At 60.4% G+C, this 18,153-nt stretch carries 18 protein-coding genes; 14 read left to right on the top strand and 4 right to left on the bottom strand.

Features of this window, described 5'->3' with window-relative positions; all coding sequences use genetic code 11:
• Positions 1–8 precede the first annotated feature (8 nt).
• Entirely contained in the window at positions 9–932 is a 924-nt protein-coding gene (locus tag HB376_RS34000; protein WP_213768051.1) for a LysR substrate-binding domain-containing protein, read from the bottom strand.
• A 137-nt stretch (positions 933–1,069) separates the two neighbouring features.
• Between HB376_RS34000 and HB376_RS34005 the strand changes: the two genes are divergently transcribed.
• The 9 genes from HB376_RS34005 (at position 1,070) to HB376_RS34045 (ending at position 9,494) form a co-directional block, all read left to right on the top strand.
• Positions 1,070–2,149 carry an ABC transporter substrate-binding protein gene (locus HB376_RS34005; protein ID WP_213768052.1) on the top strand — a complete coding sequence of 360 codons (1,080 nt, stop codon included), beginning with the start codon at positions 1,070–1,072 and terminating at the stop codon, positions 2,147–2,149.
• Between the two features lie 40 nt (positions 2,150–2,189).
• Positions 2,190–3,269, top strand: a complete 1,080-nt coding sequence (locus HB376_RS34010; protein WP_213768053.1) for an ABC transporter ATP-binding protein — start codon at positions 2,190–2,192, stop codon at positions 3,267–3,269.
• Positions 3,256–4,128 (top strand): ABC transporter permease, encoded by an 873-nt coding sequence (locus tag HB376_RS34015; RefSeq protein ID WP_213768054.1) that lies wholly within the window; start codon positions 3,256–3,258, stop codon positions 4,126–4,128. Before HB376_RS34010 ends, HB376_RS34015 begins: the two co-directional genes overlap by 14 nt.
• Positions 4,129–4,141: 13 nt before the next feature.
• Positions 4,142–4,939: an ABC transporter permease gene (locus HB376_RS34020; protein WP_213768055.1), complete on the top strand. Its 798-nt coding sequence runs from the start codon at positions 4,142–4,144 to the stop codon at positions 4,937–4,939.
• Positions 4,936–6,078 (top strand): FAD-dependent oxidoreductase, encoded by a 1,143-nt coding sequence (locus tag HB376_RS34025; protein ID WP_213768056.1) that lies wholly within the window; start codon positions 4,936–4,938, stop codon positions 6,076–6,078. The genes HB376_RS34020 and HB376_RS34025 overlap by 4 nt, the downstream gene beginning before the upstream one ends.
• Positions 6,079–6,186: 108 nt before the next feature.
• Positions 6,187–6,567 carry a (2Fe-2S)-binding protein gene (locus HB376_RS34030; RefSeq protein WP_213768057.1) on the top strand — a complete coding sequence of 127 codons (381 nt, stop codon included), beginning with the start codon at positions 6,187–6,189 and terminating at the stop codon, positions 6,565–6,567.
• Complete coding sequence (locus HB376_RS34035; protein ID WP_213768058.1) at positions 6,557–7,951, top strand: NAD(P)/FAD-dependent oxidoreductase; 1,395 nt, start codon at positions 6,557–6,559, stop codon at positions 7,949–7,951. The genes HB376_RS34030 and HB376_RS34035 overlap by 11 nt, the downstream gene beginning before the upstream one ends.
• Positions 7,944–9,080 carry an FAD-binding oxidoreductase gene (locus HB376_RS34040; RefSeq protein WP_346730638.1) on the top strand — a complete coding sequence of 379 codons (1,137 nt, stop codon included), beginning with the start codon at positions 7,944–7,946 and terminating at the stop codon, positions 9,078–9,080. The genes HB376_RS34035 and HB376_RS34040 overlap by 8 nt, the downstream gene beginning before the upstream one ends.
• 60 nt (positions 9,081–9,140) lie before the next feature.
• Positions 9,141–9,494 carry a RidA family protein gene (locus HB376_RS34045; protein ID WP_213768060.1) on the top strand — a complete coding sequence of 118 codons (354 nt, stop codon included), beginning with the start codon at positions 9,141–9,143 and terminating at the stop codon, positions 9,492–9,494.
• A 196-nt stretch (positions 9,495–9,690) separates the two neighbouring features.
• On the opposite strand, the gene HB376_RS34050 is transcribed toward HB376_RS34045, so the two are convergent.
• Entirely contained in the window at positions 9,691–10,596 is a 906-nt protein-coding gene (locus HB376_RS34050; RefSeq protein ID WP_213768061.1) for a LysR family transcriptional regulator, read from the bottom strand.
• Positions 10,597–10,726: 130 nt separating this feature from the next.
• Between HB376_RS34050 and HB376_RS34055 the strand changes: the two genes are divergently transcribed.
• The 3 genes from HB376_RS34055 (at position 10,727) to HB376_RS34065 (ending at position 13,241) form a co-directional block, all read left to right on the top strand.
• A complete protein-coding gene (locus HB376_RS34055; RefSeq protein ID WP_213768062.1) occupies positions 10,727–11,821 on the top strand; it encodes an alpha/beta fold hydrolase in 1,095 nt (364 codons plus the stop codon).
• A 150-nt stretch (positions 11,822–11,971) separates the two neighbouring features.
• Positions 11,972–12,385 (top strand): DoxX family protein, encoded by a 414-nt coding sequence (locus HB376_RS34060; protein WP_213768063.1) that lies wholly within the window; start codon positions 11,972–11,974, stop codon positions 12,383–12,385.
• Positions 12,386–12,530: 145 nt separating this feature from the next.
• Positions 12,531–13,241, top strand: a complete 711-nt coding sequence (locus tag HB376_RS34065; RefSeq protein WP_213768064.1) for a YceH family protein — start codon at positions 12,531–12,533, stop codon at positions 13,239–13,241.
• Between the two features lie 166 nt (positions 13,242–13,407).
• On the opposite strand, the gene HB376_RS34070 is transcribed toward HB376_RS34065, so the two are convergent.
• Together HB376_RS34070 and HB376_RS34075 are read right to left on the bottom strand one after the other, a co-directional pair.
• A complete protein-coding gene (locus tag HB376_RS34070) occupies positions 13,408–14,463 on the bottom strand; it encodes a porin (RefSeq protein WP_213768065.1) in 1,056 nt (351 codons plus the stop codon).
• Positions 14,464–15,624: 1,161 nt separating this feature from the next.
• Positions 15,625–16,455: a DUF72 domain-containing protein gene (locus tag HB376_RS34075; protein ID WP_213768066.1), complete on the bottom strand. Its 831-nt coding sequence runs from the start codon at positions 16,453–16,455 to the stop codon at positions 15,625–15,627.
• Positions 16,456–16,737: 282 nt separating this feature from the next.
• On the opposite strand from HB376_RS34075, the gene HB376_RS34080 reads away from it, so the two are divergent.
• On the top strand, positions 16,738–17,064 hold the full coding sequence (locus HB376_RS34080; protein WP_213768067.1) for a LysR substrate-binding domain-containing protein: 327 nt from the start codon (positions 16,738–16,740) through the stop codon (positions 17,062–17,064).
• Between the two features lie 119 nt (positions 17,065–17,183).
• On the top strand, positions 17,184–17,579 hold the full coding sequence (locus tag HB376_RS34085; RefSeq protein ID WP_213768068.1) for a hypothetical protein: 396 nt from the start codon (positions 17,184–17,186) through the stop codon (positions 17,577–17,579).
• Positions 17,580–18,153: the final 574 nt, after the last annotated feature.

Raw genomic sequence — 18,153 nt, forward strand, 5'->3', positions numbered from 1 at the left:
CGTCCCTCTCAAGCCCTCTTCAACCGCTCCGGCTTACCCATTGCCGCCAACTGATCGTCGTGCGTCTTTCGCAGTATGTCGACGAATTCCATGGTCAGACGAGCCCGCGGCTGATGCGGGGGGAAAAGCAGATAAGTAGGAAACAGGACCGCCGGCGTGAATGGGCGGATCTCGATGCCAGGACCGGCAAAATCCTGCGCAACGATAGGATGCGACAGCGTGACGCCCATGCCGCAGCGAACCATCTCGCAGCAGATGGCCGCGTATTGGGCCTCGATTGCCAGCACCCGTTCAACGCCGGCGCGTTCGAAGACCTCGTCCATCTGCGCGCGCGTGCCGTCGCCATGACACAGCGATATGTACGGCTCCCCCTGAAAATCCTTCGGCTTGAGCGACGCCTTCTTTGCCAGCCGATGTCCCGCAGGCAGCACGCATACCGCCGCCACCTTCGATAACAACTCGACCTCGCAATTGGACGCCTCGCTGGGATAGATCGCGACGCCGAGGTCGCAGAACTGCGAACTCGTCCAGTGATTGACGGTGCCTGAGGTGTTCACGTGCAGCGAGATGGTGACCTCCGGATGCAACGCCTGGAAGCGCTGGATTGCGTGCGGCACCAGCGTCATTCCCGCTGACGGCATGGCTGCAATGCGCAATCTCCCGGTCCCCAGGTTCTTGATCTGAGCCGCGGCGTTGGTCAGTCCCTGCAAGCCTACATACGCGCGCTCCACTTCGCGAAAAAACGCATTGCCCTCGCTGGTTGGAATCAGCCGCACGCCGCTGCGCTGGAACAGCAGTAGTCCGGTTTCGCGTTCGAGCTGGGTGATCAGGCGGCTGATATTGGGCTGCGACGTGAACAATTCCTTCGCCGCCGCGGTCATGGAGCCTGCCAGCATGACCGCCCGGAATGCCTCTATATGCTTAAGATTCATTGAGTGAGACCCATATCATCCATGTATGGATAGTTATTTTATTCTTATTGGACGATATGCCCTGCGGCGAACAAAATAATTTCGCTTGGGGGCCACATTCCTCAACCGTCCGACCCGCATAGTCTGGAGAATCGCACATGAAACAACAGCAGCAAACCCGTTGCTCGCCGTCTTCTCGTTCGTATTTGCGGCCGCTGGTGGCCGCGCTCGGCTGTGCCGGGGCGTTGTCGGGATCGTTGTTGGCGCACGCTGAAACCACGCTCTACGTGGCGAACGTCGGTGGCTCGAACGAGACCATGTATCGCGAGAAAATCATCCCGCCGTTCGAGAAAGCGCACGACGTCAAGATCGTCTACGTTGCCGGTAATTCCAGCGACACGCTCGCGAAACTGCAAGCGCAAAAAGGGCATCAGCAGATCAACGTCGCGGTGATGGATGACGGCCCGATGTACCAGGCGATGCAGATGGGTTTGTGCGCGAAGGTCGAGGACGCGCCGGTGATGAAGGACCTGTATCCGCTTGCGCATCTTGGCCCCACGTCGGTGGGTGTCGGCATGGTCGCGACGGGCATTGGTTATAACGCCGATGCATTCAAGAAGATGGGCCTGCCCGCGCCGGATTCCTGGAACGTGCTGTACGACAAGCGCCTGAAGGGCAAGCTCGGCATGCCGCCTATCACCAACACTTACGGCCTGCATGCGCTTGTCATGCTGGCGCGTTTGAATGGCGGCGGCGAGAAGAACATCGACCCGGGTTTCACAGCGATGACCAAGCAGGTCGCGCCGGACGTGTTGTCGTGGGCGCCGACGCCGGGTGAGATGGACGGCCTGATGCAAAGCGGCGACGTGATCCTCGCACCGTATGGCAGCGGCCGCGCCGTTGCACTGCAGAACACCGGTTTCCCGCTGAAGTTCTTCTACCCGAAAGAGGGCGGCGTCGCGCTGCAGGTTGGCGCTTGCGCGGTGGCTGAGAACGCGCAGCCCGCGTTGTCGCAGCAGTTCATCCAGTACCTGTTGAGCCCGCAAGTGCAGGTGATCCAGGCGCAGGCGATCGGACTCGGCCCGGTCAACAAGACCGTGCAACTGACACCGGAAGTGGCGGCGCGCGTGCCGTATGGTCCCGAGCAGATTTCGAAGCTGGTCGCGATGGACTGGGCGACGATCAATCAGCACAGGACTGAGTGGACCGAACGCTGGAATCGCAGCGTGGAGCGGTGAGCCTCACACACCGACCGCCGACTTCAACCCACGGACGCACATGAGCTTTCTGACCCTCAAAGGCATCTCGAAGCGCTACGGCGACTTCACCGCGATCGAGCAGATCGACCTTGACGTCGAACGTGGTGAGTTCCTGTCGCTGCTTGGTCCCTCCGGTTGCGGCAAGACCACGACCTTGCAGATGATCGCGGGTTTTGTTACGCCGACCACCGGCACCATCCTCCTCGACGGCCGCGACATCACGCATGAACGGCCCGAGAAGCGCGGCATGGGCGTTGTGTTCCAGAGCTATGCGTTGTTTCCGCATATGACCGTGAACGGCAATGTCGGCTTCGGCCTCGAGATGCGCAACATGAAACGCGCGGCACGCGCCGAACGCGTGGCCGAAGCGCTCGACCTGGTGCGTCTTAACGGACTGGGCGGGCGTTATCCGAAAGAGTTGTCGGGCGGCCAGCGGCAACGCGTTGCGATTGCCCGCGCGCTCGCGATGCGTCCCGAACTATTGTTGCTCGACGAACCGATGTCCAATCTCGACGCCAAGCTGCGTGAGGAAATGCATATCGAATTGCGGTCGATACAAAAGCGACTGGGTATTACCACTATTCTCGTCACGCACGATCAGGTCGAAGCCATGACGATGAGCGATCGTATCGCGGTGATGCATCGCGGAGTGATTGCTCAGTTGAGCACACCGTTCGAAGCGTACGAGCGGCCGGAGACGCCGTTTGCATCGGCGTTTCTTGGCAAGACCAATTTGCTGCCGGGCGCGGTTTTGCGCCGCAACGCGCGCTGCGCTGAAGTCGATGTAGCGGGCATCACGCTCAAGGTGCCGCACGAAGGCCGCCATGTTCAGGGCGAGGTGAACGTGTATATCCGTCCGGAGAAGGTTCATCTCGCGGTCATCGATACAGCGGGTGTTCGCACCATCGGCCGCATTACCACGCGCGTATTCACCGGTAATCAGTGGCTTCTGCTGATCGATACCGGCCTTGGGCAACTAAGCGTGGCCCAGCCGAACAACGGCGCACCGCCGCCGGATGAGGGCACGGAAGTGGGTGTGGCGTGGTCGGACGACGACTTGCGCGTGCTTCAGAAGGAGGGACATCATGGCCACGCTTGACAACGAACGCGCGGGTGCGGCCCCGTGGCTCCTGTCCGCCCCCGCGTTGCTGTTGTTCGGCAGCTTGCTGCTGGTGCCGCTGCTGTTGACGCTCGTGTTGTCCTTCCACGTATTCAGCGACAGCCAGGGCACGCTCGCGACCTACACGCTGCGCAACTACCTCGAAGTTATCACCGATCCCTACTACGGCGCAATCTTCGCCCGCACCGCGGGAATGGCGTTCACGGTGACCTTCCTCTGCATTTTGCTTGGCGTGCCCGAGACCATCGTGCTCGCGCGGATGAAGCGGCCGTGGCAGTCCATCTGCCTGCTGATCGTGCTCGGTCCGCTGCTGATATCGGTCGTCGTGCGCACGCTCGGCTGGCAAATCCTGCTCGGAAATAACGGTGTACTGAACAATGCGTTGCAGGCGCTTCACATCACGTCGGAGCCTATCCGCCTCGTCTTCACCATGACCGGAGTTGTGATTGCGTTGACGCATGTACTGGTGCCCTTCATGGTGATGTCGGTATGGGCGACGTTGCAGAAGCTGGACCCGCAGGTGGAATGGGCCGGGCGGTCCATGGGCGCCTCGCCGTTCCGCGTGTTCCGGCGTGTAGTGCTGCCACAGATCCTGCCCGGCGTGCTGTCCGGATCGATCATTGTGTTCGCGCTGTCCGCGTCCGCATTCGCGACACCCGCGTTGATCGGTGGACGGCGTCTGAAAGTGGTCGCGACCGCCGCGTACGACGAGTTCCTCGGTACGCTGAACTGGCCTCTCGGGGCGACAATCGCCGTCCTGTTGCTGATCGCCAACGTGGCAATCGTGCTGGGCTGCAGTCGCCTGGCCGAGCGCCGTTTCAAGCACATCTTCGATTGAACCGGGAGACGCCATGAAACAAAACGGATTCCTGGGCCTGCTGTTCAACGCGCTGTTTCTCACGTTCATTGCAGCGCCGCTCGTGGTCGTGATCGCGGTTGCATTCACTGACAAAGGCTTCATCTCGCTGCCGTTCGATGGCGCGTCGCTGCGCTGGTTCAGGGCAATTCTGGACAACGACCAGATCGTCGATGCCTTCTGGCTTTCGGTGCGCCTTGCGCTGGTGGCGGCCACGGTCGGCGTGGCGCTCGCGTTGCCGGCGGCGCTGGCTATCGCCCGTTATCGTTTCCCTGGCCGCGCCGCACTGACCGGCTTTTTCCTCTCGCCCATGATGATTCCCGCCGTCGTGCTCGGCATCGCGTTCCTGCGATTCCTGAGTTTGCTCGGCCTCGGCGGCTCATTCTGGGCGCTCTGCGCGACGCACGTGATCATTGTGTTGCCGTACGCGTTGCGGCTGGCGTTGTCATCGGCTATTGGTCTCGATCGCGATGCCGAACGCGCAGCACTGTCATGTGGCGCGAGCCGCTTTACGGCCTTTCGCCGCGTCGTGCTGCCGATGATCCGTACCGGCGTAGCCGGCGGCTGGGTACTGTCGTTCATCCAGAGTTTCGACGAACTCACCATGACCATTTTTGTCGCGACACCCGGCACGACCACGCTGCCCGTCGCGATGTACAACCAGATCGCGCAGACGATCGATCCACTGGTGGCCTCCGTGTCGACCGTGTTGATCGTCGGCACAATAGTACTGATGCTGGTGCTAGACCGCATGGTGGGTCTGGACCGCGTCCTGATTGGAGAAACACGATGAGAGGTCATTCAGTCGACAGTCCCGACGTGCTGGTGGTCGGGGGTGGGCTGGTAGGAACCGCGGTGGCCTACGGGCTGGCGCGCGAGGGAGCAAAGGTGACGGTGCTGGACCAGGGTGACGGCGGCTTTCGTGCATCGCGCGGCAATTTTGGGCTGGTGTGGGTGCAGGGCAAAGGCTACGGTTTGTCGCCCTACGCACGCTGGTCGCGCAGTTCGTCGCGGCTGTGGCCCGGACTCGCTGCGGCGTTGCTGGAGGAAACGGGTATAGACGTTTCGCTGAAGCAGCCGGGCGGTTTCCACCTGTGTTTCTCCGACGAAGAAATGGCCGAGCGCGAGAAGCGCCTGTCTACGTTGCAGACAGAACTTGGCGGCGAATATCCCTATCAATTGCTCGACGCTCGGGAGTTGCGCGAACGTCTTCCCGCCGTAGGACCTGAGGTGATAGGCGCGAGTTATACGCCCATGGATGGTCATGTGAATCCGCTCAAGCTGCTGCGTGCGCTGCACGACGCCATGCAGCGGCGCGGCGTGACGCTCATCAATGACGAAGACATCGGGCGCATCGTTCCCGAGACGAACGGCTTCGCCGTGCATGGCAAGAACGCCGTGTGGCGTGCGCCGAAGGTTGTCTTGTCAGCAGGTCTTGGCAACCGCGCGCTCAGCGCCCAGGTGGGTCTGCACGCGCCGGTTGCACCGAATCGCGGGCAGGTGCTGGTCAGTGAACGGGTCGCCCCGTTCCTGCATTACCCGACCATCAACGTACGCCAGACCGATGAAGGATCGGTGCAGTTCGGCGACTCAATGGAAGAGGTCGGCTACAACGACTACACCACCGCCGATGTGCTGTCGACCATCGCGCGGCGCGGCGTGCGGGCATTCCCCTTGTTGAGGAACGTGCGGCTGGTACGCATGTGGGCTGCGCTGCGTGTCTACAGCCCCGACGGCTTCCCGATCTATGAGCAGTCGCTGCAGTATCCGGGCGCGTTCGTCGTGACCTGCCACAGCGGCGTGACGCTCGCGGCAGCGCATGCCATGCGCATTGCTCCGTGGATCAAGGGTGGACCGATCCCCGATGAACTTGCCGCATTCCGGGGTGGCCGTTTTCTCGCCGCGAATCATGCGACCAGCCATGCTAACTAGCCGCTTCAACGTCTCGCTTGCATCGGCTCCGGCTTGTTGTCGCCGTTGTCCGCTCCTCGCGATGCATCCTGAACGCCGACATTCCGCTTTGCTTCGACTTGTCCGACTATGACTTCAAAACCGCTATTCAGAATACTCTCGCCGGCCCCCGGCACTGGCACTGGCACTGATACCCAGGCCGAGGCTACTATCCAGATCTGGTTCAACGACCAGCCGCTCAGCGTGCCGGGCGGACGCTCGGTTGCCGCCGCATTGCTGGCCGCTGGAGTCCAGCGATTTCGCGCGACGCCCGTGTCCGGTGCGCCCCGTGCACCATATTGCATGATGGGCGCGTGTTTCGAATGCCTGGTCGAGATCGACGGCATGCCGAGCCGGCAGAGTTGTCTCGTCACGGTGCAGGATGGCATGCGTATTCATTCACAAGAGGGCGCACGCGATCTGCCGCCGCTGTCGGATGTGAATTCGGTGGAGAACGTTCATGGCCGCTAATACTGTCGATGTCGCCGTGATCGGCGCCGGACCTGCCGGGCTCGCCGCCGCGACTCAGGCTGCGAGAGCGGGGCTGTCCGTGGTCCTGCTCGATGAACAGGAAGCGGTGGGCGGACAGATCTATCGCGCGATCGAACGCAGCGACGCGCAACGCCGCACCATCCTTGGCGCGGACTATGCTGCCGGTGCGGCGCTGGCGAGCGAGTTCGCCCGTTCCGGCGCGCGTTATGTGCCTAACGCATCAGTTTGGCAAGTCACGCGCGAGCGCTCGGTGCACTACCTCAAGGACGGCAAGGTAAGCAGCTTCGAGGCCCGGCGCGTGGTGCTCGCGACCGGCGCGCTGGAGCGTCCCTTCCCGATTCCTGGTTGGACCCTACCCGGTGTGATGACCGCCGGTGCCGCACAGATCCTGCTGAAAAGCGCGGGCGAAGTGCCGGCTGAACCGCCGATACTCGTCGGCTGCGGACCGCTGCTTTACTTGCTCGGATGGCAGTACGTTCGCGCGGGTGTACCCATTCGCGCGCTTGTTGATACCACGCGTTACGAGGATCGCTGGCGCGCGAAGCGGCACATGTTGTCCGCCTTGCGCGCGTGGCCATACTTGAGCAAGGGCCTGCAGTTGATGCGCACGTTGCGCGAAGCCGGCGTTCCGATGCATGAAGCCGCCGATGACCTTCGGGTGGAAAGCGGTATCGATGAAGACGGTTCCGAACGGGCGCGCGCGCTGCATTTTTCGGTGCGCGGCGTGTCGCATCGGATCGAGGCCAACGTGATCCTGTTGCACCAGGGCGTGGTGCCGAATACGCAGTTCACGCTCTCGCTCAGGGCATCGCATAAGTGGGATGACGCGCAGTTATGCTTCGCACCCTTAACCGATCAATGGGGCGAGCTCGATGTCCCCGGCATCTTCGTGGCGGGCGATGGCGGCGGCATTGGCGGCGCGCAGGCGGCAGAAACGCAGGGCGAAGTGACGGCGCTGGCGATTGCTGCGCAGCTTGGCGCGATTGATACCGCCGCGCGTAATCGCAGCGCCGCGCCGCTGCTTCGCCGCCTGGCTGAGGTCATGCGTATTCGTCCTTTCCTCGACAGTCTTTATCGTCCACGCGATGAAAACCGTGTGCCGAAGGACGAGGTGATCGTGTGCCGATGCGAGGAGGTGACGGCCGGCGAACTCCGTAGTTTCGTGAAGCTTGGTTGCCTCGGGCCGAACCAAGCGAAGTCCTTCGGCCGATGCGGCATGGGTCCATGCCAAGGCCGCCTGTGCGGATTGACCGTGACCGAAGTGATCGCCGATGCACGCAACGTGCCTCCTGAAACCGTGGGCTATTACCGCATCCGTCCGCCGATCAAGCCGCTTACGCTCGGAGAACTGGCCGGTGAATAAGCCCGTAGCCAATGAGTCGGATGTGCTGGTGATTGGCGGTGGGCTGCATGGATCGAGCAGCGCATTTCATATTGCCCGCCGTGGGGTGAGCGTGACCGTGCTGGAAGCCGATTATGTCGGCCGCCATGCGTCGGGCGTCAATGCAGGCGGCGTGCGCACGCTAGGCAGGCCATTGCCGGAGATTCCTCTGGCGTTGATGTCGCGGGAGATATGGCACAACATCGTCGATACAATTGGTGACGACGCGGGTTTCGTGGCGTCAGGTCAGTTGAAGATCGCGGAGACCGAAGCCGAACTCGATGAATGCCGCGAACGCGTGGCGCTGCTTGAAGCGCATGGTTTCACGCACGAGAAAATAATCGACCGTGAGACTTTGCTCGAGCTGGAGCCGGCGATCACGCCGCATGTGACTGGCGGCATCTGGGTCGAACGCGATGGTTACGCGTTGCCGTTCCGGACAACGACTGCGTTTCGGCTGGCAGCAGAGCGTCATGGAGCCGTGTTCCATGAAGGCACACCGGTGACAAGGATCGAACAGAAGGGCGAGCGCTGGTTCGCGCATACGCCATCGGGTGTGTTCTCGGCTGCGAAGCTGGTGGTGACGGCCGGGGCATGGGCGGGCGAACTCTCGCAACAAGTGGGCGAGCCGGTGCCGGTTCATCCCGAAGGGCTGATGCTGATGGTCACGCATCGGGCTGCACCGTTCTGCCGCGCGACGCTCGGTGCAACGGGACGGCCTTTGTCGTTCAAGCAATTCGATAACGGCACGGTGGTTATTGGCGGCAAGCTGATCGGGATTGCGGACCTGCCCGGACGTCACGGCGAAGTCGATTTCGCGCGGCTGGTGAAGAGCGCGAACACGGTTGTCGATCTGTTTCCGCACTTGCGCAATCTCGGCATCAATCGCGCATGGGCCGGCGTGGAAGCCTTCACCGACGACTCGCTGCCGGTGATCTCGCCTAGCCGGCGCGCGTCCAATCTGACCTATTCGTTCGGGTATTGCGGCAGCGGGTTTCAGCTTGGGCCGGGATGCGGGAAGCTGGTGTCCGAGTTGGTGCTGGACGGCGTAGCGTCGTTGCCGCTGGATGCGTTTGCCATTGACCGATTCAAGGACGTTGCGGCACCATGAACGCAACACAGGGTTGTGCCATGCTGATTGATGGTTATTTTAAATTAACAAGGAATACTTATGAATGATATCGTCAGGATCGAAACCAATCAACGAATGAGCCGTGTTGTGAAGGCTGCAGGGCTGGTGTTCGTCGGCGGACAAACGTCGAATGACCGTACGCTCGATGTGAAAGGTCAGACGCAACAGGTTCTTGCGAAGATCGATGGTTTTCTCGCGCAGGCGGGTATCGATAAAACGCGGCTGGTATCCGCGCAGGTCTGGCTGGCGGACATTGGCCGCGACTTCGCGGGCATGAACGAAGTGTGGGATGCATGGGTTGCACCGGGTTGCGCGCCGACACGCGCGACGGTGGAGTCCAAGCTGGCCGCGCCTGATTTGCTGGTCGAGATTACGGTGACTGCGCTGGCGTGATTTCGTAGGCTCAAGGTCGGGGCGTGATGCGCTTTTGAATTCAGCAGCTATCGTTCCGTCCGTTTGACACTTCCCACGTATCAACCACTGCCGCATAGCGGAATGCGTGGCGGCGGCAATATCGTTCGCCACCAGTGCAGGAGCCCGGCTGTGCGGTTGTGGACCTTCACCAGCGCGCCGTAGCCAGGTCCAACGCTTAGCGATCCCACGGTGGTTTGTCACGATAAGCGTCGGCGAGATAATCGATGAACTGACGAACCTTCGACGGCACATAGCGCGCAGTCGGATAAACCGCGTTGATGGTCAGCTCGGCGGTTCTATAGTCGGGCAGCAACTTGATCAGGTTTCCAGCCTTGATATCCTGCCCAAAAACGAAGGTAGGGCCGTACGCAATCCCGACGCCCGCGAGTACTGCCGAGAGCAGCATCTGCATGTTGTTGGCCTGCATCCGAAGCGCTCCGTCGATCACATGGTCGCGATTCTGTTTGTCCGTCAGTATCCACTCGGGAACCGATACCGCTTCACTGAACGCCAGACGAGGTGCACGCCGGAGGTCTTCGGGATCCTTAGGTGTGCCTTCGCGGCTCAGGTACGCCGGCGATGCGCAGATTGCCATGCGGCAAGGTGCAAGACGCCGGGCGACGAGATCAGAGTCGGGCAGCTTGCCAATGCGGATAGTGACGTCGATCCCCGCGCTTTGCAGATCGACGTAACGATCATCGAGCGAGACTTCAATGCTGACATGCGGATGGTCGTCAAGATAGCGCGCGACGACCGCGCCCATATGCAGCGTACCGAACGTGACCGGCGCGGCGACCCGCAAGGTGCCGCGTACTGTGCTGTGCGCGTCGCTGGCTTCCCGGTTGGCATCGTCGAACTCTTCGAGAATGCGTTGGCACCGGATGTAGTAGGTGCGCCCGGCGTCCGTCAGGCTCAGGCTGCGCGTGCTGCGGTGAAGCAGGCGTACGTTCAACTCGGCTTCCAGCGCGCTGACATACTTGCCCGCCATCGAAGCGGACAAACCAAAACGTTTGCCGGCGGCCACGAGACTGCCTTCATCGATAGCAGCTACAAACACGGCGATGCTTGCGAAGCGGTCCATTTTTATTCGATAGCCCGATGATTGAGTGATGATACCAAAGCAGGGATTATCGCGTTCTGCGCGCTAATCTAACATCGCGTTGTGAGTTTGGCCGAGCGTGGCCAAGCCACCGATATCAAGGAGAAGCGCGATGAAAGTAACGTCGAACGGTATACAGATTCACGTCAAGGATCAGGGAAACGGCACGCTGCCGGTTGTTTTTCTACATTATTGGGGAGGGTCGTCGCGCACGTGGGATGACGTGATCGCGGCGTTGCCGACGCAATACAGGACCATCGCGCCCGACCTCCGGGGCTGGGGCAACTCGGACGCGCCGTCCGCTGGCTACGCGCTCGCTGACTTTGCCGATGACGTGCAGCAATTGATTGCGGCAATGAAGTTGGACCGGTTCGTCCTGGTCGGTCATTCGATGGGCGGCAAGATTGCGCAGTTGCTCGCGTCGCGCCGCCCGCAGGGACTTGCGGGGCTTGTGCTGGTTGCGCCGTCTCCACCCGTGCCGCTGGTTCTGCCCGCTGAAGCGCGCGCGGCAATGGAAGGCGCTTACCAGTCACGGGAGTCCGTCGGCACGGCGATAGATCAGATGCTGACCGCCAAACCGTTGAGTCCGAAGCACCGGGAACGGGTGATTGAAGACAGCCTGCGTGGCGCGGTTCAGGCGAAGCTGGCGTGGCCCCAGTCCACCAGCCTGGAAGATATTTCGCTTGATGTCGCCGCGATCGATGTACCGGCCATTGTCATTGCCGGCGAGCTTGATCGTATCGACGGTACCGCGATACTCGAAGCGCAATTGCTCACGCGCATTCCCCATGCGGTCATGCATGTGCTGCCTGATACCGGCCACTTGTCACCGCTTGAATCGCCGATAGAAGTCGCCGGTATCATCCGCGAGTTTGTCGATGGCATCGAGCGCGTCAACTGCGATGCAATCACGGTCACTTTGCTGATGAACGTGAAGGATGATTTTGCGGCGGATTTTATTGGCGGACTGCCTGCGTTGGTGCGTGAAACATCGTCTTCGCCAGGCGTGCGGTCGGTTCGCGCGTTCCGCAATGCTGAAAGCGTTAACGCGATCCTGTTTGTCGAAGAGTGGGAGAGCGAGGCGGCGTTCAAGACGTACATTGCGTGGCGGACGGAGCGCGGCGATATGGCGAGGCTGGGTGAAATGCTGTCGAAGCCACCGGAGATTTCTACCTGGTCTACAACCGCGGCGCAGGTCGTGAGTTAGGCGACCCGCAACGTCTCGCCGCCGTTTCCTTAGCTTATCGAAACAATCCCGCCGTTTGCCTACTGCCACATAGCGATGCTAATGTTCGACTGGCGCCCATCGGGCGTTCCAAGCCCGTGTACGGTCGTGCCCTTCCAAAGGAAAGCCATCATGCGATACACCTTGTTCGAGCAACGTAAAGACGAATTGATTCTGATCGCGCGCGTACTGCTCATGATCCTGTTCGTGATCTTTGGTTGGAGCAAGCTGACGGGGTTCTCGGGCACGGTCGGTTACATGGCCACGGAAGGCGCGCCGTTCCCTACGCTCTCTGCCATCATCGCGATTGTCATGGAGTTTTTTGTCGGCATTGCGATTGTGGTCGGGTTCTACACCCGGCCGCTCGCGCTCCTCTTTGCGTTGTACACGCTGGGCACGGCCCTGATAGGACACCGCTTCTGGACCATGACCGGCGACGCGTATATGGCCAACATGATCAACTTCTACAAGAACATCAGCATCATGGGCGGCCTGCTGCTGTTGTGCGTGACCGGCGCGGGCAAATATTCAATCGATCGAAGATAAGCGTATCCATCGCCGCGTATTCTCTGGACAGGGCAGGGCGGATATCATAGTGCTCTTCGCAGGGCTGGTTAAGCGCCTATAGACATCCTCCGCCCGGCTTAGCGCCCGGTCCGAATACCCGTATCTGTATCCAGCGACGTCAAGCATGAACTCCACTCCCGATGTACCTTCACGACCGCCCATGCGCACCCTGACGCCGCTTGAGGCGCGCGTGTTGGCCGTTCTTGTCGAAAAGCAGCACACGGTCCCCGATGCTTATCCGCTGTCGGTCAATGCACTCACATCCGGTTGCAACCAGAAGACCGCCCGATCCCCGGTGATGAACGTCACCGACGCCGATGTCCTCACGACCGTCGATGACCTGAAACGCTTGAGCCTGGTTTTTGAAGGCAGCAGCAGCCGCGTGCCGCGCTTCGAGCACAACATGAACCGCGTGCTGGGCATCCCGAGCCAGGCCGCCGCGTTGCTCACCACGCTCATGCTGCGCGGGCCTCAGACCGCAGCGGAGCTACGCCTGAATGCCGCGCGTTTGCATGGTTTCGCCGATATCTCGTCGGTCGAGGCGTTCCTCGATGAACTCGCCGCGAATGAGCCGCCACGCGTCGTGAAGTTGCCGCGCACGCCGGGCGAGCGCGAAAGCCGCTGGGCGCATTTGTTATGCGGCGAAGTGAGCGTGAGTGTGAGCGAAGTGTCGGCCGGCGGTGCTGTTGACGATTCCGTTTCGTACACCGAGTTCGAGATTCTTAAAGCCGACCACAAGCGGCTTGGTGAGGAGGTGGTCCGCCTGCGGACGATGGTTGAACAGATGGCGGCCGAACTGGGGATCACCCTCGATAAAACGGGCGAGCAGCCGTAATTATTACGCGATACCCGTGCACGATGGGAGGCCGCCTCTGTCGGCATTGTGCATGGACAGCGCTGCCGTAACGACGCGTCAGGCAAAAGCACGGCGGCGCTATCAAGGCGATTCCCACTAGTGGAATTTAATACTTGGCCGCGCGGAGCTTGTCTGAACATCTGCTTCAAAATCGTTCGATCATGCCGAACTGCACGCCGCGTACCGGCGCGCCCGGGTAGGCGACCGGCAATCCCGTTACGTTGACGCCGCGCAGGGTGAACGTAGCGTTGCCACGATTTTCCAGATCGGCGGCGGTGAAATACAGCAGGAGCGAACGCGACAGTGTGTATTCGAACGCGATGCTGAACTGGTCTGCGTTGTTGCCCTCGCCGCTGCGATCGCGCGCATGCGCGTAGCCCAGTGATGCGCGCGCCAGCGGCGAGATGGCCCAGGAGGCTGACAGCGAAATGCCGTCGTCGTGATAGCGTGGACTGCCGCCGTCGCCGTTGAACAGCGCGACGTAGGTGCGCACGGGACCGAAAAGATAGGACGCGCCCGCCAGATTCGCGCGCAATCCGGCGTCGCCATGGGTTTGTTGCCGTGCATACGATAACTGCAGGGCATTGAGCGTGTAATTGGCCGTCACGTAATACCCGCCGATCCCGTTGCCGTCACCTGGGTCGCGCAGCGCGGCCATGCCCGTGACGTCGAAGCCCGCCACCGATGGAGAGATCCAGGTCAGTGCGTTATCCGTGTAGGGCGTGATCTTCGACAAGTTGTTCAACCCCGATCCAATGGTGCCTGCGCCAAAGGCATCGAGTCCGCCCTTGAACGGGATATAGAGCGGCGAATATTGCCGGCCGAAGCGGGTTTCACCCCACGGTGCGTCGAGGCCGACCCATGCCTGCCGGTTGAACAGGGTACCGGCCGTGTCCAGGGTGCCGTCTGCAGAGCCAAAGCCGTTCTCCAGGTCGAAGATCACGCTTGTGCCATTGCCCAGGGGCTCGCTGCCGCGCAAGCCGATGCGCGAGCCGCGATACGCGCCGGAATCCATTCGCGGTGTCCAGCCATTGCCGGGATTAGTCACTTCGATGCTGGTGTCGAGCGTGCCGTATAGTGTGACTGAGCCTTGCGCATGGGCCGTGCCTGCGGTAGCGAGGAGCGGCAGCGCGCAGAGCAGCGCGTGTTTGCAAGTGCGGCGGCAGAGGAGCGCCGCATAGTGCCGGGCAGGGGAATTCATCGCGGTCGGATTACGTTCTTTGCAATTGAACTCCGCGACTGTAGCAAGTTGGACCACAGTTGCAACGAAATTCGAACGACGCCATATTGCGACTGGTGCTCGGCGACCAAAGGCTTAGCTTCTGAACCTTGTTTGATGCATAGGAAATAAGGATACCGAAGAAAGAATTAAACGCGAAACCCCACAGCATGGCGATGATCGAAATTGCAGCGGTAAGGGCCGTGGTATTGCCGGGGGGTTCTGGGGTTAGTGGTCGGGGGTCAGTGCTGGGTTGGTGCTTTCGGCCTTAGTGGTCTGCGAGAGTCGGATTTTCTCTTTATCACTATTAGCCACTGTGCGTGGCGGCACGTCATTTCTTTGTCCAAAGCGACAAAGAAACGAAGCAAAGAAAGCGCTTTCAACCACGCTACCCTAAGTGTCCACAGCGTGCAGTTTCTATTCATAGGTGCCCCAAAAGCACGGTGCTCGCCAGAGCGAAGGATGTGTGAACCCCTCCTTCTCCGAACACCGATACCCACACGCTTCGCCACCAGTGATTGAACCTGCCCAAGGGACACCCCGCGCTATCCGCGGACGACCTCCCGCCAAATCAGTACGCTCGTCGAACCTCGTCGCCGACCCACCAAGAAACGAGGCCGCAAAGATGTCCTGGGCCGTAAGCCACGAAAATAAGCGCGCTGACCAAGCAGCTAACCCGCGAAGAACCGTAGAAGCAAATACGCGTTAGGCCGTGCAGGTCCCTCGGCAATTGTGCTTGCCCGAGAGCGTACGGGGCGAAGCGTGTTCATGTCAGGATTCGCGAGAAGGAGGGGTTCAAACATCCTTCGCTCTGGCGAGCACCGTGCTTTTGGGGCACCCATGAATGAAAACCGCACGCTGTGGACACTTAGGGTAGCGTGTTTTAAAAGCGCTTTCTTTGCTTCGTTTCTTTGTCGCTTTGGACAAAGAAATGACGTGCCGCCACGCACAGTGGCTAATAGTGATAAAGAGAAAATCCGACTCTCGCAGACCACCACGGCCGAAAGCACCAACCCGGCATGGACCCCGACCACTAACCCCAGAACTGACCACCCTGGCACTGACCCCGAACCACTACCCCTAACCCTCAAGCCCCAGCAAACCTCCTCCAACCCCGAGTGCGAACGAAACCCAATTCCCCCACTAAGCGCCACTACCGCTTAATCCTTCGATCATGGCAATGCCCGCCGCTGGGTTGTGCGTCTTGAACCCGCTGATCACATACAAATAGACGTCTCGCGGCGTAGTCACCGCGGCTGGTTTGCTGACCGTTTCAAGTCCCTCCGGCGCGCCGCCAGAAGCCCAGTCCCGAGCCCGCTCAGTCCATAGATCCAGCGTTTTGTCGTCATAGCCGCGCGCAAACTCCTCGGTCGTCCCCATGATGCGGGCATAGACGAACTTCGCCGTTACATCCGCGATCTGCGGATATTTCGAATCCCCCGCCATGACGATGGCAACACCATGTTTTCGCGCGAGAGCAACAAATGCCTCGTCGCGAAAACTCTCATGCCGCACTTCGAGCGCATGCCGGATCTCACGACCATCAACTTTATGGGGCAACAGGTTCAGGAAAGCTTCGAAGTCGTCCGCATCGAATTGTTTGGTCGGGGCGAATTGCCAATTGATCGGGCCGAGCTTGTTCTTCAATTCGAGCACACCGCTCGCCAGGAAACGCTCCACAGATTCGCCGGCCTCCGCGAGCACCCGCCTGTTCGTTGAGAAACGCGGTGCCTTTAGCGAGAAGACAAAATCATCCGGGGTTTCGTCGTGCCACTTCGCGAACGTGGTGGGCTTCTGCGAGCCGTAGAACGTGCCGTTGATCTCGATCGTGGTCAACTGGCGGCTCGCGTATTCGAGCTCGCGCTTTTGCACGAGTCCTTTCGGATAGAACGTGCCGCGCCACGGCTCGAAGGTCCAGCCGCCGATGCCGATCCTGATCTGCCCAGCCTTGCCCGCCGTCTTCCGGGTCGCCATGAATGAGATCCCTCCCAGTGCACTCGATGCGCTCAAGTGTAGCGAATTGGCGCAGGGCGTGCGATGGGGGGACTTGAGGATCAGCTATCGGAAGACTGAAGGTCCACTGTGGGTCCTTGCTGCGCTGCAGAAAATGGTTTCCTGTTACTACGGTCGCCAGCCAAGGCCGTTTGCCGGGTACGCGTGAACGCCACGAGCGCGAGCGAAACCAGCGCTGCAAAGACGACATAAAAAGCGGGAACATAGTGGCGGGTTGCGACGGCACACGCAGACGTCGCATCCTTGCTCAAGAGTCATCCGTTCATTCGCTTCGACCGGATCTCGCCAACGGGCGCAAAAGTCGAGCAGACCTTGCGGCGTATGCGGATAAAACCCAAGAAGATTCTCAAGGTCAATTCAGTGGCGGCCATCATCGATCTGGTCAGGCAAAACGTGGGAATTTCCATCGTGCCTTTGTTTAAGCATGTTGCATGGACGCGCGACCATTCGCTGATTGCTCTACAACTTCCATATGGTCCGCTCAAGCGCGTAATCGGCATACTGGAAAATGACCGCCAGCTTGACATTACGGCTGTAGTGCGACAGAAGCTGTTGCAGGTATTGGCTTAAGCCACCCTGTATTTCTACGACGCATTGCCCCGACCTTACCTATCCTTACCAACACTAAAGATCTGCGCGCTTGAGTCGATAAGCTGGAGAGACCGACCAAGAGGATGAGGGAAGTTGCCATGCAGTTAAGCAATATTGCGTCGTCACCCACTTCGGAGCGAACGATATCGACTTCGAGTCCCGCGACTGACCCATGGTCTGTATCGGACGACAACGTCGACCCGGCACAAACAACGCAAACAGCACAAACAACGCAAGCGACCAACCCGGCAGATGCCACGACCCAGGATTCGGCCGTCACGATTTCGCCCGAAGGGGCTGCAATGGCGGGTCAGGATGCAAGCAGCGATGACGGGTCAGCGTCGAACGTATCGGCGGTCAAGTCGCTTGCTTACGGGACGCTTGGCCTCGAACGTCCCGACCAGCCGCAACAGAATCGCAACGAGTTCTACACGGCTGGGAGATGGATCGCTGCGGGACTCACCGTTGGAGGAATCATTTCGCTACTGGTTTGACGTTCCCGGACATAGCCCGCTCAGCGAATGTTTCCAACTTCAACTGGCAGTTCAAGACGGCGAAGGAAACGACGCCGGCAGCGTATCGCCGGGAGTTTGCCGAGGCCGGCGTTCCTGATGACGAGGATGTCGCCCGGCTAACTGAACGCTCTCCATCGCTTCAAAGGGAACGGGAACAGATTGGTTCGGAGAACGAAGAACACAGATAGTTTGCGCGCCATGCGACATGGGTGATTTGACGCTCTGCCAGGCGGCTGTACCGAGGCATGTGTCGGTCGGGGAAACCGTCACTGATCGGCGGTTTGGGGAGGGTGACTTCGGTGTTTTATCGTCGGACCGAATGTGGTCCGCACTGGTCGGTCAGGACAGACGTCCAGATCGTCGATCTGCATCGGGACCGCGTATTCGCTGCTTCGACTACTAATGGACCGCTTCAGAACATCGTTTTGTTAGATGTTTTACACTGTGCATGGTATCGAGCGGTCATGCCGGCGTAGCTGCCAATTACCACGATCTCGTGAAATTCGGTGATTGCGCAATTCGTGGTCAGGCAGGGAGCGATCGTCAGCGTCGA

Source organism: Caballeronia sp. dw_19 (assembly GCF_018449515.1).
In the GTDB taxonomy this organism is placed as follows: Bacteria; Pseudomonadota; Gammaproteobacteria; order Burkholderiales; family Burkholderiaceae; genus Caballeronia.